This window comes from Eisenbergiella massiliensis, from assembly GCF_003435485.1.
Genome location: NZ_QVLV01000009.1, coordinates 1 through 16,866 on the forward strand (window position 1 = coordinate 1; position 16,866 = coordinate 16,866).

Below are 16,866 nucleotides of genomic sequence, written 5' to 3' on the forward strand. Positions count from 1 at the left end.
AACCGGCACCTGCAAAACACCCACCCGCCCCGCCGCCTCCCGGAGAACACAGCCGGACCCCGAACACCAGCCGGAAGCACCGCATACCCCTCTGCGCACAAATGGGGGGATAAAGCACGAAAGCCCTTGACAATGCGGCTTTGCGGGCTATATAATACCGACATGAACACAGAAACAAAGGCCGTGATGAAGACAGTAGGCATGTTTGGAAAGTTACAGCGAGCCGGCGCAGGTGGGAGGCCGGTACGAGTAAGACATGGTGAACATCACTTCGGAGCCGCAGGCTGAAAGAAAGCGCAGGATGCAGGATGCATCCGGTTTTTCGAGTAGGCGACGCCGGATTTCCCCCGTTACGGGAAACCATATTTTCTTATAGGGACAGGTTTGGCAGCTGTTTTTATAAGCCGTATGATGTAACAGGTGGTACAACGAGCCTCAGACCTCGCCCTTTTACAAGAAAGGACGGGGATTTTTTTGTTTCAGACGCAGAATGGCGCAGGTGCCAGGAGATCTGAACTGCCATGCAAGACGGCGGACACGCGGCAGGACGCGAATTTATCAAACAGGAATGGCTGTATGCCGGAGAAAGAAAGGAAGAAAGAAATGTCACTTTACACTAAGGTAAACACAGACCTGAACTTCGTGGAACGTGAACACGAAGTGGAACAATTCTGGGAAGACAACAAAATTTTTGAAAAAAGCATGAAAATCAGGGAGGGCTGCCCGACCTATACCTTTTATGACGGCCCGCCCACCGCAAACGGCAAGCCCCACATCGGACATGTGGAAACCCGCGCAATCAAGGATATGATTCCCCGTTACCGCACCATGAAGGGCTATATGGTGCCCAGGAAGGCCGGGTGGGATACCCACGGGCTTCCGGTGGAGCTGGAGGTGGAGAAGCTTCTGGGCCTGGACGGCAAGGAGCAGATCGAGGAATACGGCATCGCGCCTTTCATTGAAAAATGTAAGGAAAGCGTATGGAAATACAAAGGCATGTGGGAGGATTTTTCCAAAAAGGTCGGCTTCTGGGCTGATATGGATGATCCCTATGTAACCTATCATGATGAATATATTGAATCCGAATGGTGGGCGCTGAAAAAAATCTGGGACAAGGGCCTTCTTTACAAGGGCTTTAAGATCGTTCCCTACTGCCCGCGCTGCGGTACCCCGCTGTCCTCTCATGAGGTGGCTCAGGGCTACAAGGATGTGAAGGAACGTTCCGCAATCGCACGTTTTAAGGTAAAGGATGAGGATGCCTATATCCTGGCATGGACCACCACACCCTGGACACTGCCTTCCAACGTGGCGCTGTGCGTGAACCCCGGGGAAACCTATGCCAAGGTAAAAGCCGCCGACGGCTATACCTATTATATGGCGCAGGCGCTTCTGGATACCGTGCTGGGCGATTTGAACAAGGAAAACCCGGAGGTACCGGCCTATGAAGTGCTGGAAACTTATGTGGGCAAGGACCTGGAATACAAGGAATATGTGCCGCTGTTTGACTGTGCGGTGGAAACCTGTGAAAAACAGCATAAAAAAGCATTTTATGTAACCTGTGACAACTATGTTACCCTGACGGACGGTACCGGTGTTGTTCATATCGCGCCTGCCTTCGGTGAGGACGATGCCAATGTGGGCCGCAATTATGATCTGCCCTTCGTTCAGCTGGTGGATGCCAAAGGTGAAATGACAAAAGAGACTCCCTGGGCAGGTACCTTCTGCAAGGAAGCGGACCCGATCATCTTAAAGGAGCTGGCGGCGGCAGACCTGCTGTTTTCCGCGCCGAAGTTCGAACACAGCTACCCCTTCTGCTGGAGATGCGACACGCCGCTGATCTATTATGCGAGAGAGTCCTGGTTCATCAAGATGACCGCTGTCAAGGAGCACCTGATCGGCAACAACAATACCATCAACTGGATTCCGGAATCCATCGGAAAAGGACGTTTCGGCGACTGGCTGGAAAATATCCAGGACTGGGGACTTTCCAGAAACAGATACTGGGGAACCCCTTTAAATATCTGGCAGTGTGACTGTGGGGAAATGCTTTCCGTAGGAAGCAGGGAGGAGCTGGAGCGCTTAAGTGGCAATCCGGAAGCGAAGACCGTTGAGCTTCACCGCCCTTATATCGATGCCATCACCATCCCCTGCCCGAAATGCGGCAAGCCCATGAAGCGTGTGCCCGAGGTAATTGACTGCTGGTTTGACTCAGGAGCCATGCCTTTTGCCCAGCATCACTATCCTTTTGAGAATAAGGAAACCTTTGAGCAGCAGTTCCCCGCACAGTTTATTTCCGAAGCGGTGGATCAGACCCGTGGCTGGTTCTATTCCCTGCTGGCGGAATCCACGCTGCTGTTTGACCAGACCTCTTTTGAAAATGTAATCGTCCTGGGACTGGTGCAGGATGAAAACGGACAGAAAATGAGCAAGTCCAAAGGCAATGCGGTAGATCCCTTTGAAGCGCTGCAGGAATACGGCGCGGATGCGATCCGCTGGTATTTTTACTCAAGCAGCGCGCCCTGGCTGCCCAGCCGTTTCCATGGGAAAGCGGTTATCGAGGGACAGCGTAAGTTCATGGGGACGCTGTGGAATACCTACGCATTCTTTGTACTGTATGCCAATATTGATAATTTTGACGCTTCCAAATATACGCTGGAATTCGATAAGCTTTCCGTGCTGGACAAGTGGCTGCTTAGCCGCCTGAATACGTTGATCACGGAAGTGGATACCCGTCTGGATAACTATCAGATTCCTGAAGCGGCAAGAGCGCTGCAGGATTTTGTGGACGAATGCAGCAACTGGTATGTAAGAAGAAGCCGTGAACGTTTCTGGGCCAAGGGAATGGAGCAGGATAAGATCAATGCTTACATGACCCTCTACACAGCCCTGGTAACGGTGAGCAAGCTGGCAGCGCCCATGATTCCCTTCATGACGGAGGAGATCTATCAGAACCTGGTGAGAAGCCTGGACAAGAGCGCGCCGGAAAGCGTGCATCTGTGCGACTTCCCCACAGCCAATCCTTCTTATGTGGATAAGGAACTTGAGGAAGCCATGGAAGAGGTGCTGGACATCGTCGTGATGGGACGCGCCTGCAGAAATACGGCAAACATCAAGAACCGCCAGCCCATCGGAACCATGTTCGTGAAGGCCGGAACCGTCCTCAGTGATTTCTATAAGGAGATCGTGGAGGATGAGCTGAATGTGAAGAAGGTGGTATTTACGGAGGATGTAAGAGACTTTACCACCTATACCTTCAAACCGCAGCTGCGTACGGTAGGACCGAAATACGGAAAACAGCTGGGCGGCATCCAGAAGACCCTGGCATCCCTGGACGGCAATGCGGCCATGGATGAGCTGAATGCGGCAGGAGCGCTGAAATTCGATGTAAACGGCGTGGAAGTAAGCCTGACCAAGGATGACCTTCTTATCGAAATGACCCAGAAGGAAGGCTATGTATCCGAGGCGGATAATAATATGACAGTAGTTCTGGATACGAACCTGACGGAAGAACTCATCGAGGAAGGCTTTGTATATGAAATCATCAGCAAGATCCAGACCATGCGTAAGGAAGCGGATTTTGAAGTGATGGATCACATCAGAGTGTCCCTGTGCGGCAATGAAAAGGTGGCAGGAATCGCCGCCTCCAATCAGGAGTTCATTGCAGGCAAGGTTCTTGCGGATTACATTACAGCAGGGGAAAGCCTGGCTGTAAGCAAGGAATGGAACGTAAACGGTGAAAATGTGACCATTGGAATTGAAAAAGTACAGTAACTGTGCTGTGAACTGAACAGTTGCAAAGTACGGTAATTCGGGTTTTCAGGGGAGAAAGGCCGCCGCTTGGCTAAAGTGGCGGCTTTCTTTACCTTATTTTATCAGTTCTTTTTACAAAATTACTGTTTTCATTATTGGTAAATTGTTGTAAACTGTACGTATTGGGCGAACATGGGCAAAGGACAAAGCCCGGAAGTGCCGGAAAAGACCGTAATTAAAGAATATAAAGAGGATCGAGGAGGAAATACATGCTTAAGAAAACGGTATTACAGAAATTCGACAAAGAGCTTTTCAAGAACAGCGTTATATATAATGTGAAAACTCTTTACCGCAAGACCCTGGAGGAGGCTACGCAGCAGCAGATTTTTCAGGCGGTAGCCTATGCTATCAAGGATGTGATCGTAGACAACTGGATGAATACCCAGAAGGAATATGCGAAGCAGGATCCCAAGACCGTTTATTATCTGTCCATGGAATTCCTGATGGGCCGCGCGCTGGGAAATAACCTGATCAACCTGCAGGCCTATAATGATGTGGCCGAGGCCCTGGAGGATCTGGGTATCGATATTAATCTGGTGGAGGATCAGGAGCCTGATCCTGCGCTGGGCAACGGCGGCCTGGGCAGACTGGCTGCCTGCTTCCTGGATTCCCTGGCAACCATGGGGTATTCCGCTTATGGCTGCGGCATCCGTTACCGTTACGGCATGTTCAAGCAGGAGATTCGTGACGGATACCAGATAGAGGTTCCCGATAACTGGCTGGCAGATGGAAACCCGTTTGAGCTGCGCCGTCCCGAGTATGCCAAAGAGGTTAAGTTCGGCGGCTATGTCAATGTATACGTGGACGAAAACGGCCGCAATAACTTTAAACAGGAGGGATATCAGTCCGTAAAGGCGATTCCCTATGATATGCCGATTGTGGGCTATGGAAATGGGATCGTTAACACACTGCGCATCTGGGATGCGGAGCCGGTGGAGTGCTTCCAGCTGGAGTCCTTTGACAAGGGAGATTACCAGAAGGCTGTGGAGCAGGAGAATCTGGCCCGGAATATCGTAGAGGTCCTCTATCCCAATGACAACCATTATGCAGGCAAGGAACTTCGTCTGAAGCAGCAGTATTTCTTCATTTCCGCTTCCGTCCAGGAGGCCGTGGAAAAATACATGAGAAAGCATGACGATATCAGGAAATTCCATGAGAAGGTGACCTTCCAGCTCAATGACACCCATCCTACGGTGGCAATTGCCGAGCTGATGCGTATCCTGATGGATGATTATTATCTCACATGGGATGAAGCATGGGCTGTGACCACCAAAACCTGTGCCTATACCAACCATACCATCATGGCGGAAGCCCTGGAAAAATGGCCCATTGAGCTGTTCTCAAGGCTGCTCCCCAGAATTTACCAGATCGTGGAGGAAATCAACCGCCGCTTCATAGCGCAGGTTTCCCAGCAGTATCCGGGAGATCAGAACAAGATTGCCAAAATGGCCATTATTTATGACGGACAGGTGAAAATGGCACACCTCGCTATCGTATCCGGCTACTCTGTCAACGGCGTGGCAAGGCTCCATACGGAAATCCTGGAAAAGCAGGAGCTGAGAGATTTCTATGAAATGATGCCTGAAAAGTTCAACAATAAGACGAACGGCATCACACAGAGAAGATTCCTGCTCCATGGGAATCCGCTGCTTGCACAGTGGGTAACGGATCATGTGGGCAATGACTGGATTACTGATCTGTCCAAAATCAGCGGCCTGAAAATTTATGCCGAGGATGAAAAAGCACAGCAGGAGTTCATGAATATCAAATATCAGAACAAGGTGCGCCTTGCCAGATATATCCTGGAGCATAACGGTGTGGAAGTGGATCCCCGTTCCATTTTCGATGTGCAGGTAAAGAGGCTCCACGAGTACAAGCGCCAGCTGCTGAATATCCTGCATATTATGTATCTTTATAACGAACTCAAGAACAATCCCCAGATGGAGTTCTATCCCAGGACTTTTATCTTCGGGGCCAAGGCGGCGGCGGGCTACCGCAACGCAAAACTTACCATTAAGCTGATCAACGCTGTAGCGGATGTGGTGAATAACGACCCTTCCATCGGCGGCAAGATCAAGGTGGTATTTATAGAAGACTATAAGGTTTCCAATGCGGAATGGATTTTTGCCGCAGCAGATGTGTCCGAACAGATTTCCACGGCAAGCAAGGAAGCATCCGGAACCGGAAATATGAAATTCATGCTCAACGGTGCGCTTACCCTTGGCACCATGGACGGCGCTAATGTGGAAATCGTGGAAGAGGTAGGAATGGAAAATGCCTTTATCTTCGGTTTAAGCTCCGATGAGGTTATCCGTTTTGAGAACTATGGCGGATATAACCCCATGGATATTTTCAACAACGATCCTGACATCCGCAGAGTGCTGATGCAGTTAATCAACGGAACCTTTGCCCCCTATGATACGGAGCTGTTCCGCCCGCTGTACAATTCCCTTCTGAACACACAGAGCACCTCCAAGGCGGATATGTATTTTATCCTGAAGGATTTCAAGCCTTATGCGGAAGCACAGCGCAGAGTGGAGGCAGCTTACAGGGATGAAGCAAACTGGGCAAAGAGCGCAATCCTGAACGTGGCCTGCTCCGGCAAATTCAGCTCTGACAGGACTATCCAGGAATATGTGGACGATATCTGGCATCTGGATAAGGTAGTGCTGCCTAAGAGAGGGGAGAAGCCGAAGGCAAAATAAGAAAAGCAGCCGGTTGGTTAAAGAAGAGATTAAAATATCGGTAATCTTCAAAAAATAAGACAGGATGCCGCCGCCTGACGTGAAGCTATGTAGGAATTGCTTTACGTCGGTGACGGCATTTTTTGTATTTATTATATTTTAATATTTCATTCTATATTTCAATTGCTAAGTTTTATTGCGATATTTTCTTAATGATTATTGTTGACAACTAAACATTAATAAAGTATCATTTTTATATTCTTATTTATTAGTGCATTCGCACATTCTGGCAGTTTCTGCCGAAAAATCACATTTAAAACGGCAGGAAATGCAGAAGCTGTTTTTACAGGGGCCGCTGCCTGTATCCCTGCCTGTATAAGGAGGAACAAATGAAAAGACGGACATGGATTGCCGAAACGCTGGACGATGCCGGGGCTAAGGCCCAATATGACGGTCATGTAAAGCGGATTCTGGGCAGCAGGCAGGTTCTGGCGCGTATCCTGAAGGGAGCTGTGGCGGAATATACGGATTATTCACCGGAGGAAATAGAAGCGTGGATCGAACCGGGAATTGAAATCGCCAATACCTCGCTGCGACCGGGAGAAAAGGAGAATAAAATGCTCCTCATCACGGGGGATAATACGGAAAGCAAGGTTCCGGGAGAAGGAACCGTGACCTATGATATCAGATTCCGGGCATACGTCCCCAAACGGAGAAGGGCGGAGACGGTAAAGCTTCTGGTTAATATAGAAGCCCAGAAAAAGTTCTATCAGAAATACCGGATTGTGACCAGAGGGATATTCTATGGAGCGAGGATGCTGTCGGAACAGCTGGACAGAGAATTTACAGATGCAGAGTATGATGATTTGAAAAAGGTCTGCAGTATCTGGATCTGTATGAATGCGCCTGCGCATATAGGAAACGCCATGACAGAATACAGGATCTCCAGAAGAAATATCCTTGGTAGGATACCTGAGAGGAAAGCGAGCTATGATAAGCTTTCGGTGATCATAATCTGCCTGAATGAAAAGGATGACAAGAATCAAAGGGGTGGGCTGCACGGATTTCTGAATACGCTTCTTTCTCCTTCGATGAGCGTTACGGAGAAAGAAGAAATACTGGCGAGAGATTATGGGATTGTAATGGAACAGGAAATGGGAGAGGAGCTGAGACAGATGTGTAATTTGAGTGAAGCAATTGAAGAAAAAGGCATTGAAAAGGGGATTGAAAAAGGGATTGAAGAGGGAATAGAAAAAGGAATCAATCTGACGAAAAAAGTATTGCGTTACGTCAGAGAGGGCAGGAATAATGAGGAAATCGCAGAGTTGTGTGGTATTACTATAGAACAGGTCCATGAAATTACGGAAGACTAAAACGAAAAGCAACCTGTCATTGGCAGAAGAAAAACGATAGTGGCCAGTGAGAACGGGACAGTCCTGGGATACGGATAGCTTTGTCCGGTATTTCAGGCATTCTTTAGGCCTGTGTTTGAAACGATCAAACCGGAAAAGGGATGGAGTGCGGACAATAATTATAGATTAGATGCGGAATACAACGAAATGGTGTATGATTAAAGGGGCCGGCTTACGGATGCCCCTTTTAGGAGGAATAAAATGAGAAAACCGAATTTGATCTATATTTTAGCGGATGATATGGGGTATGGGGATATTTCCGCACTGAATGAGCACTGTGGCTTTAAAACGCCGAATCTGGATGAAATGGCGGAAAACGGTGTTTGCTTTACAGATGCCCATGCAACCGCCGCCGTCTGTACGCCGTCCCGTTATGGAATTCTTACTGGCCGCTATAATTGGCGCTCCCGGCTGAAATCCAGTGTGATGGGCGGTTATTCGGAGGCTCTGATTGAAAAAGGAAGAAAAACGCTGGCTGATATGCTGAAGGAAAACGGTTACCGGACAGCTATGGTGGGAAAGTGGCATTTGGGGATGAATTTTGCCAAAGAAGAAGGATTTGTGGAAAAACCGGATTTTGGGGTATGTGATCATGTGGATTACCACGGAAAAATAGAAGGCTCCCCAATCTCTAATGGTTTTGAATATTTTTACGGCATTAGCGGATCTTTGGACATGCCGCCATATATCTATATTGAAAATGATCATTTTACAGCGCAGCCGGATCATGTGACAAAAGGAACCGGTAAAGGTTTTTTCAGGGAAGGGCCGACAGCGCCTGGCTTTGTACATGAAAAGGTGCTGGATGAACTGACGGAAAAAGTGCTGGAAAAAATGGAGGAATACAGGGAGGAGCCGTTCTTTCTTTATTTTCCCATGCCCGCACCGCACACTCCTATTCTTCCGGCCAGCCAGTTTTGCGGTAAATCCGGAACTAATGAATACGGAGACTTCGTGCTGCACTGTGATGATGTAGCAGGAAGAATTGACCGTAAACTAAAAGAATTGGGGCTTTATGAAAATACGATTGTCATATATACTTCGGATAATGGCTGTTCTCCCATGGCGGATTATCCGGAGCTGCTGTCTCAGGGGCATAATCCCAGCTATGTCTTCCGGGGAACCAAGGCAGATATCTATGAAGGAGGACACCGGATTCCTCTGATCGTTCAATGGCCGGACAGGGTGCCTGAAGGCAGGCGCTGCTCCAGGATAGTTTGTCTCTGTGATATTATGGCAACCATGGCTGATATCCTGGGAATTTCCTTGGATGCGGAAACGGCTGTTGACAGCGTGAGCAATCTGCCCTTGTGGCTGAATCCGGATGAGGAGGAGGTCCGTGCGGATTTAATTCACCAGAGTATAGACGGTTCCCTTTCTATACGGAAGGGAAAGTTTAAACTTGAAATGTGTCCGGGGTCCGGCGGCTGGTCGGAACCTAAACCGGGGGAGGAGCCGGAGGGCGCGCCTTCCTTCCAGCTGTATGACTTGTCGGAGGATATTGGAGAAAGAAAAAATGTGATTGAAGAATATCCGGAGGTGGTAAAAGAACTGCGCGAAATTCTGAAGGCACATATTTTCCGGGGAAGAAGCACTCCAGGGCCGGCGCAGCATAACGATGGCGCAGCGGTCTGGGAAACGATCCGTTGGGTGGAATAGCAAAGACCGGGGAGAGTAAAAAACAAAAATAGCAAACAGCAGGAATCAATAAACAGCAGGAATCAATAAACAGCAGGAATCAATAAACAGCAGGAATCTATAAAAGGCAGGAACCGCTAAGAATCCGGCGGCCTGCCTTTTTGAAGAACAGCTGTTTTTTCAGCAATAAATTCTGCAGCTTTTTCCTGCAAAGATTAGCTGAGTTCAGGAATGTCCAGCATCCAGCATACACGCATCAAAGTAAGGCGGTTGCGGGCGCTGGGAGAAAATTTAAGAAGCTGGGGGAGATATTCGGAGGGAACTTCGATATCCTCCAGTGTTTTTTTTGCACCGATTTTCTCATAAAGGGCGGACAGTTCTTCAGGAGCAGGGATGGTTGAAATGATTCTGCGGATTTCCGGCCATGCTTTAATGAGCATTTCAGGAGTGACCCCTTCCATGCAGTCCTTTTTGTTTTCCTCCACGATGCTGGGATACAGGGCGGGGCCATAGAAAGGCTCCAGCTGGGAAGCGGGGATCATGGAATAAGGATGTACATAAGGCGTAATATCCTCGATTTCAGCCAGTTTATGGCAGGCACGGGAAATAAGGATGGTGCCCACGCCCACCTTTTCGCCATGGAGAGCATCTGAATGGAACGGGAAAGCGGCAGGCTGCATTTCGATAAGGTGGGAGACATGGTGCTCCGAACCGGAAGCAGGGCGGGAATTTCCCATAAGCTGCATGGCCAGTCCGGAAAGAATCAGGCCATAGGTCAGCTGTTCAAAGGCGTTTTCATCTCCTTCGGCCAGGCCGGTGCAGCAGGAACGGACTGCGTCCACAGCATCCCGGGTCATCCCTTCGATAACCGGGCATAAATATTCGCCCGTAATGGCATGGCCAGCGTTCCAGTCAGCCAGAGCCGTATATTTTCCAAAAATATCGCCGGCGCCGCTGAGGGCAAGATAAAGAGGGGCCTCCTTGATAATATCAATATCAGCCAGGACAAAAACGGGCGCCACGCCGGGCATGGTTTTCTTATAGCCTTTCCAGGTCATAGCGGAAACCGTGGAGCAGAAGCCGTCTACACTGGCGGCCGTGGGACAGGAAACGAAGGGGATTTTTCTGTCGTTTGCACAATATCTGGTAGTATCGTGGATGGTTCCGCTTCCGATGGCAACCAGATAATCAATATTTTCCTCAAGCTGCTCCATCACCTTTCCCACTGCGATTTCGTTGGCATGGAGATTGGACGGATCGAGAATGATTTCCTGATCAGCGGCCGGATGGAGGATGTTTTTGGCATGGTATGTATTTTCGTCGTAGATTACAGCCCTTTTTCCGGTAAGGCCGTATTTGTCCGTATAAAGATCCAGCTTTTTCAGGCAGCCGGGTTCAATTATGGCTTCCTTTGTGATCATTTCGTGGCTTCTGCCGCAGGAGCAGGGGCCGTTGAGTTTGGCACTGTCGATTATCATGTGGATTCCTCCTATGGGTTTGATTTATGGTGAAAAATGTAACTATCCGGTTAAAATAGCATGTTTGCCGCGCCAGCCGGCGCTTTTGTCTGACCGGGGCTTTCGGCATCCGATTCAGCTATATTATAATATAATCATCTTTTGATGTCTATAGAAAATGAAATAAAATCGTAATTAAAATGAAAGAAACGTAACAACAACCGGATCTGTTGACGAAATTTATCATGAAACAGAAGGGAAACACAAAGAACGGTTGCGGAATGTGTGGGATAAAGTATATAATTGGGTAAGAACGAAGCCGGACAGGACCCGGGCGTGTTCCGATATTCCAGGGGGTGTTTCGAAAGAAGAGCCTGTCAGATGGGGGCGGGGCATCATGCAGGCCTGAAATCAGCCCAAGGGGCTATGGGTTTTGTAAAAAAAAGAAGGAACTGCCGGAGCAGGACGGCAGAGAGGAAGGCATATGAATCAGGAGAAACGTCGGAAATATATTTTAGATCAGCTGAAAATAAAATCATCTATTTCAGTTTCGGAATTAAGCGAGGCTTTTTCCCTTTCGGAGGTTTCTGTGCGTAAGCTTCTTGCGAGCATGGAGCAGGAGGGTGTTCTGAAACGGACCTGGGGCGGAGCGGTCAGCAGGTACGGATCGCTGCGGGAATTTTCCCATCAGGAAAACGAAGTGCGTCACCGGGAGGAGAAAAGAGCGATTGCCATGGCGGCCTATGATTGCATCCAGGACGGGGAAGCTATTTTCCTGGACAGCGGTACGACGGTTTGTGAGCTGGCAAGGTTAATCGTGGAAGGGCCGAAAAGAAATATAATGCCGTGTACCAATAATATTTATGTGGCCATGGAGCTGGCGAAGGCAAGCGATATCCACAGCATTATTATCGGGGGAGAGCTGCGCACGAATATTTATTCCTGTGTGGGTTATCTGGCGGAGCAGGTGCTTGGGAACCTTTTTTTTGACAAGGGTTTTATCAGCGGCAATCATTTTACGGTGGAAAGAGGCTTTTCCACGCCGACGCTGGGAGAGGCTGAGCTGAAAAGAAAGATACTTTCTATCTCCAAGGAAAAAATAATGATGCTGGATTACACGAAATTCGGTGATGATTCCATGGTGCTTATCGCCCGGCCGGAGGATATTGATGTTCTGATTACGGACTGGCATGCACCGGAGGAACTGGTGGAGAGCTTTGGGGATAAGGGGGTCAAAACAGTGGTGGCGCCTCAGCTTTAGGTGGAGGGATAAGGTAAATGCACCGGCCCTGGCAGTTCCCTTATGGCAAAAGGACGAAGGCGCTGGCGCCGATGCATTTATCCCCTGGCTGTGCGGATTGTACAGGGAGAGGATTTTTGACTGGGCTGTGGAGATAGATAAATATTAGTTTTTTTGAGGGCATCTGAGGAGGGAAAGCGAATCAGGTGCTTATTTTATTCCCGCGAGCAACGAGCCAAGTAGCCATGCTTGCATGGATATTTGGCGACTGCCGCGAGGGTCAAAGACCCCGCTGCTCTGAAGAGCAGCGGGGTCTTTGACTGGGGGATTTACTGTGAAAGTCCCGGAGCAATCGGCTTTCATTCATGGTGATGTCTGCGCAGGCAGACATGTCCGTTTGGGAAGTAAGAAATAAGGGTGGCGGGAAGAAGAGGATAAAGTGAAATGACAGGGAAATGTATTATAGAATTAACAGTTAAATCTATAATAAAAATGACAAGTAAATTTGTCATTGACAACTTTATTTGTCAGTGGTATGATGATTTTGACAAGGAAAGTTGTCATTAAAGATTGGATAAGAGCTCTTAGGCAGGAAGTAAATTAATCATGCTGCTGCGGCCGGAGGCGTTATGGGATGGCCGGGAAAGGAGGGCGGGATGCCGTTATATAATCGATTGAAGGAACATCGGGCAAGGCTGGGTGTGAATCAGGCGGAGCTGGGGAAGCTGGCGGGGGTGTCCAGGCAGACGATCAGTCTTATCGAGAGGGGGGATTATTCTCCGTCGGTGAGCCTGGCGCTGAAGCTGGCGGCTATTTGCGGTACGACTGTGGAGGATATTTTTACATATGAGGATGAATGAAGGTTTGAGGACGAATGAAGGGTTGGCGGAAGGCTAAGTGAAGATTGGGCGGGATTGACAGGCGTGTAATTTTTGGAAAGGTTAACGGATATTTTGAAAGGATGGCAGGTGAAAGCCGGCAGGCAGGAGGTTTTTTATGAGTGAAAAGATGACAGGGAAATCAAAGAGTATGGGGCGTATTATTGGGAAAATAGCGCTTTGGCTTGTGATTGGGGGAGCGTTGGGGTTTTTCGGTGCTTTTCTGATTTTTTCCATAAAGGGAGAGACTGAGAATGTAATGCATTTGTTTTTTAATGGCTATCTGGCATATGCCCTGTGGTATCAGCTTGGATTTTTTATTGTGCTGGGAGGCATTGCTGTGACGCTTTATTTCAGGGCCGGTGCGCAGATTAAGCTGGGGAACTATGAAGCGGAGGATCGGGCAGGGGAATATCAGAATGCGGCGATAACGGCGAATGAACTGAATATGGTGATTCAGTTTCTTCTGTTCGGGCTGGCTGTGGATGGGAAGAATCCCATGATGCTGACAAACGTCGTATGTTTCCTAGTGTGCTGTACGGTTGTTGTGGTTATGGAGGCGTTTCTGGTGAAGCAGGTGAAGCGGATTCAGCCGCTGAAGCGGGGGGATGTGGGAGACGCCCGTTTTACGCAGAAATGGCTGGAGAGCTGTGATGAAGCGGAGCAGATGGTGATTTATAAGGCGTCCTACAGTTCCTTTATAGTAATGAAAACCTTGCTTCCCCTGCTGGAGGCAGCAGCGCTTTTTGGTAAGCTGATGTTTGATACGGGAAATTTTCCGATTGTTCTTATTTGTATTGCCTGGGGTGTGAATACGGGGGTTTACTGCTTTGGCAGCATGAGGCTGGAAAAAGGGAATAAGAAGTAACGATATTGGTTTGTCCTGGATAAATGAGTGATTATGGCGCCGTATTTGTGAATACGGCGCTGTAGTATTTAATTGACGTAATTCGGGCAATCTTCCTTGTCTCCCGGCCCTGCGTGTGATACACTGAAAGAAAGGCGGGGAAAGCAAAATGTAATTGTTTGCAGTATTTCAGACAGGCCTTTGCATTTACTGAGCAGACCTGCTGAATAGTTACGGGAAAACTACAAATTATATTTGTATGATCTTCTGCAAGGAGACCAGGAGGGAGGCAATATGCTGAAAAATCACGTAGAGCAGGAAAGACCCGGGGAAGAGGAACTGGGCAGGCGTCTGGAGGAGGCCAGAAAGAGGCTGGGGGCGCTGCAAATGCAGATTAAGGAGCACGGCCTGCCGGTGCTGGTGCTGATGGAAGGCTGGGGAACTGCCGGGAAGGGCAGTACTATTGGGAAGATTATCAGGAACATTGATCCCCGTTTTTTCAAGGTGGCAACCATGGCGGCGCCTACGGAGGAGGAACTGAGGAAACCGTTTTTGTACCGGTATTTTGCCAGGATTCCCGAGGCGGGAAAATTCACGTTCCTTGATTCCGGCTGGATGGACGAAATCACAGGGGATGTGCTGCAGGGAAAGCTGGATGACAAGGGCTATGCTTCCAGAATTGACAGCGTAAAACGTTTTGAAAGACAGCTTACGGACAACGGCTATCTTGTTATGAAGTTTTTCTTCCATATTGATGAAAAAGAACAGCGGAAGCGTCTGGACGCGCTGCTGGTAAATAAGGATACGAGCTGGCGGGTGAGCGATTCCGACCGCTGGCAGAATAAGCATTATGATAAATGTCTGAAGGTGTTCGACCGCTATCTTGATGACACCAATGTTTCCACCGCCCCCTGGTATATTGTAGATGCCCATTCCAGGAAGTGGGCGCAGCTGCAGGTGCTGGAGATGCTTTGTCAGGGGATTGACGTGGCGCTGCAGAATAAGAGCCTTGCTGTTCCGCTGCTGCAGAATACCTTCCCGTTGGAAAAAATGCCGAAGCTTGGCGAAATCGCGCTGGATAAAACAATAGAGGAAGCTGAATATCAGGAGGAGCTGGATAAGCTTCAGAAAAGGCTGGGAGAACTGCACAACCGGCTGTACCGTAAGCGGGTTCCTGTGATCATCGCTTATGAGGGCTGGGATGCGGCAGGAAAGGGCGGCAATATCAAACGGATCACCGGGGCGCTGGATCCCAGAGGCTTTGAGGTGCACCCCATCGCCAGCCCGGAGCCGCATGAGAAGGCGCGCCATTATCTCTGGCGTTTCTGGACCAGGCTTCCCAAGACCGGGCATATTGCAGTATTTGACAGAACCTGGTACGGCCGCGTCATGGTGGAGAGAATTGAGGGTTTCTGCAGTACCAACGACTGGCAGCGTGCCTATAACGAAATCAATGAGTTCGAAAAGGAGCTGGTGGACTGGGGCGCGGTGGTCATTAAGTTCTGGGTGCATATTGATAAGGATACCCAGCTGGAGCGGTTTAACGAAAGACAGAACACACCGGAAAAGCAGTGGAAAATTACGGATGAGGACTGGAGAAACAGGGAAAAATGGGATGCCTATGAATCGGCGGTCAATGAGATGATTCAGAAAACAAGCACCACCTATGCGCCATGGCATATACTGGAGTCCGTGGATAAGAAATACGCCAGAATTAAAGCGCTGAAAATAGTGATTAGGGAACTGGAAAAGGTTTTGGGAGAGTAGCCGCGAGGTTGGAAACGGCTGCCCGGACTGATAAAAAGGAGCCGCAGCTCAGGGTTATTTCCTGAACTGCGGCTCTTCTGATAATTTTTTGATGGAAGAAGAATATTCGGAGGGCGTCATGCCCGTAATTTTTTTGAACTGCCTGGAAAAATAATGGACGGACGTATAACCCATGGTATCCGCTATCTGTGTAAAATTCAGGCTCTGGTTCCGGATCAGCTGCTTGGCGGCGTCGATTTTCATCCGGGAAAAATAATCGATGATGCCGCAGCCGTTTTTTTCACGGAAGAGCTTCTGCAGCTGGGAACGTCCCACCAGGTTGTCCCTGCAGATCTGTTCAATCGTCAGCTGTGCATAAATATGAAGCTCCAGGTAATTCATTATCCGTTCATAAAGATCCACATCGGATTTCTGCTTCAGTGTGGCAGGACGCTTAAGCTCCGGTTTTATTGCCGTATAATGGCGGATCAGCTGAATTAACAGCTGTTCCAGATGAAGCTGGATCATCTGTGCGCTTCCAAAGGGCGGATTGGCGGACAGCTCCATTTTTTTCAGATAAGGATCATCCAGGACGGAGGAAAACAGCTGCCGGGCCTCTGTAATGATCTGGGCGATGAGGCTGCGCTCCGATTCACCGATTGTAAACACCCGGTCCCTGAAAAAATCCATGGCAGGCGAGGTGCATTCGAAGGAAACCACCACCACGTTAGGCGCCACCTTGCCGTTGGAACGCACCGTATGGAATTCGTTAGGCTTATGAAATATAATTTCGTCCTTTTTCAGGGACAGGGTGCGGCTTCCGGCGACCACATTGACCTCGCCCTTATCCACACACAGGAACTCCCAGAAATTATGGGCTTCCCCGGGAAAGGAAAAATCATTCATATATTCAAAATAATGTACGGTATACAGCCTGTTGATCAGAAGGGAAGGCTGCAGTGTCACATACTCATAAGCGCCGGCATTTGTATTTTCCATGTCTCTTATCCTCTCTTCATCCGGGGCCGGGGAAAAAAGCTGTTCTCTCCGGAAAGTTTATAATACGTATGAATTTATATTAACAAATTCGGGGAAGAAATTCACCTTTTTTTCATACTTTTTTTATTTTGCCCAACTGATTGTATAAATAAGCG

At 48.8% G+C, this 16,866-nt stretch carries 10 protein-coding genes; 8 read left to right on the top strand and 2 right to left on the bottom strand.

All coding sequences use genetic code 11. From position 1 onward, the window contains the following. Nucleotides 1-603: 603 nt before the first annotated feature. The 4 genes from ileS to DXC51_RS14100 all read left to right on the top strand — a co-directional run bounded on the left by ileS (nucleotide 604) and on the right by DXC51_RS14100 (nucleotide 9,565). Complete coding sequence (ileS, locus tag DXC51_RS14085; RefSeq protein ID WP_117544772.1) at nucleotides 604-3,771, top strand: isoleucine--tRNA ligase; 3,168 nt, start codon at nucleotides 604-606, stop codon at nucleotides 3,769-3,771. Between the two features lie 248 nt (nucleotides 3,772-4,019). Beyond that, on the top strand, nucleotides 4,020-6,515 hold the full coding sequence (locus DXC51_RS14090) for a glycogen/starch/alpha-glucan phosphorylase (RefSeq protein WP_117544773.1): 2,496 nt from the start codon (nucleotides 4,020-4,022) through the stop codon (nucleotides 6,513-6,515). Nucleotides 6,516-6,883: 368 nt separating this feature from the next. Beyond that, a complete protein-coding gene (locus DXC51_RS14095) occupies nucleotides 6,884-7,867 on the top strand; it encodes a hypothetical protein (RefSeq protein ID WP_117544774.1) in 984 nt (327 codons plus the stop codon). Between the two features lie 240 nt (nucleotides 7,868-8,107). Next, a complete protein-coding gene (locus tag DXC51_RS14100; protein ID WP_117544775.1) occupies nucleotides 8,108-9,565 on the top strand; it encodes a sulfatase family protein in 1,458 nt (485 codons plus the stop codon). A gap of 194 nt (nucleotides 9,566-9,759) precedes the next feature. Here DXC51_RS14100 and DXC51_RS14105 read toward each other — a convergent pair whose 3' ends face one another. After that, nucleotides 9,760-11,022 carry a sn-glycerol-1-phosphate dehydrogenase gene (locus tag DXC51_RS14105; protein WP_025487605.1) on the bottom strand — a complete coding sequence of 421 codons (1,263 nt, stop codon included), beginning with the start codon at nucleotides 11,020-11,022 and terminating at the stop codon, nucleotides 9,760-9,762. A gap of 463 nt (nucleotides 11,023-11,485) precedes the next feature. Here DXC51_RS14105 and DXC51_RS14110 point away from each other — a divergent pair, with 463 nt between their 5' ends. The 4 genes from DXC51_RS14110 to pap all read left to right on the top strand — a co-directional run bounded on the left by DXC51_RS14110 (nucleotide 11,486) and on the right by pap (nucleotide 15,733). Beyond that, nucleotides 11,486-12,262, top strand: coding sequence for a DeoR/GlpR family DNA-binding transcription regulator (locus DXC51_RS14110; protein WP_025487604.1), 777 nt, complete (start codon nucleotides 11,486-11,488; stop codon nucleotides 12,260-12,262). A 635-nt stretch (nucleotides 12,263-12,897) separates the two neighbouring features. Then, nucleotides 12,898-13,101: a helix-turn-helix transcriptional regulator gene (locus DXC51_RS14115; RefSeq protein WP_025487603.1), complete on the top strand. Its 204-nt coding sequence runs from the start codon at nucleotides 12,898-12,900 to the stop codon at nucleotides 13,099-13,101. 136 nt (nucleotides 13,102-13,237) lie between these two features. Then, a complete protein-coding gene (locus tag DXC51_RS14120; RefSeq protein WP_025487602.1) occupies nucleotides 13,238-13,987 on the top strand; it encodes a DUF3169 family protein in 750 nt (249 codons plus the stop codon). Nucleotides 13,988-14,260: 273 nt separating this feature from the next. Next, nucleotides 14,261-15,733 (top strand): polyphosphate:AMP phosphotransferase, encoded by a 1,473-nt coding sequence (pap, locus tag DXC51_RS14125; protein WP_035323835.1) that lies wholly within the window; start codon nucleotides 14,261-14,263, stop codon nucleotides 15,731-15,733. Between the two features lie 54 nt (nucleotides 15,734-15,787). Here the strand turns inward: pap and DXC51_RS14130 are convergent, their stop codons facing one another. Then, entirely contained in the window at nucleotides 15,788-16,711 is a 924-nt protein-coding gene (locus tag DXC51_RS14130) for an AraC family transcriptional regulator (RefSeq protein ID WP_021639474.1), read from the bottom strand. Nucleotides 16,712-16,866 lie beyond the last annotated feature (155 nt).

Coding starts and splice junctions, on each gene's coding strand:
- ileS (WP_117544772.1), top strand. CDS start 604: ATGTCACTTTACACTAAGGTAAACACAGACCTGAACTTCGTGGAACGT.
- DXC51_RS14090 (WP_117544773.1), top strand. CDS start 4,020: ATGCTTAAGAAAACGGTATTACAGAAATTCGACAAAGAGCTTTTCAAG.
- DXC51_RS14095 (WP_117544774.1), top strand. CDS start 6,884: ATGAAAAGACGGACATGGATTGCCGAAACGCTGGACGATGCCGGGGCT.
- DXC51_RS14100 (WP_117544775.1), top strand. CDS start 8,108: ATGAGAAAACCGAATTTGATCTATATTTTAGCGGATGATATGGGGTAT.
- DXC51_RS14105 (WP_025487605.1), bottom strand. CDS start 11,022: ATGATAATCGACAGTGCCAAACTCAACGGCCCCTGCTCCTGCGGCAGA.
- DXC51_RS14110 (WP_025487604.1), top strand. CDS start 11,486: ATGAATCAGGAGAAACGTCGGAAATATATTTTAGATCAGCTGAAAATA.
- DXC51_RS14115 (WP_025487603.1), top strand. CDS start 12,898: ATGCCGTTATATAATCGATTGAAGGAACATCGGGCAAGGCTGGGTGTG.
- DXC51_RS14120 (WP_025487602.1), top strand. CDS start 13,238: ATGAGTGAAAAGATGACAGGGAAATCAAAGAGTATGGGGCGTATTATT.
- pap (WP_035323835.1), top strand. CDS start 14,261: ATGCTGAAAAATCACGTAGAGCAGGAAAGACCCGGGGAAGAGGAACTG.
- DXC51_RS14130 (WP_021639474.1), bottom strand. CDS start 16,711: ATGGAAAATACAAATGCCGGCGCTTATGAGTATGTGACACTGCAGCCT.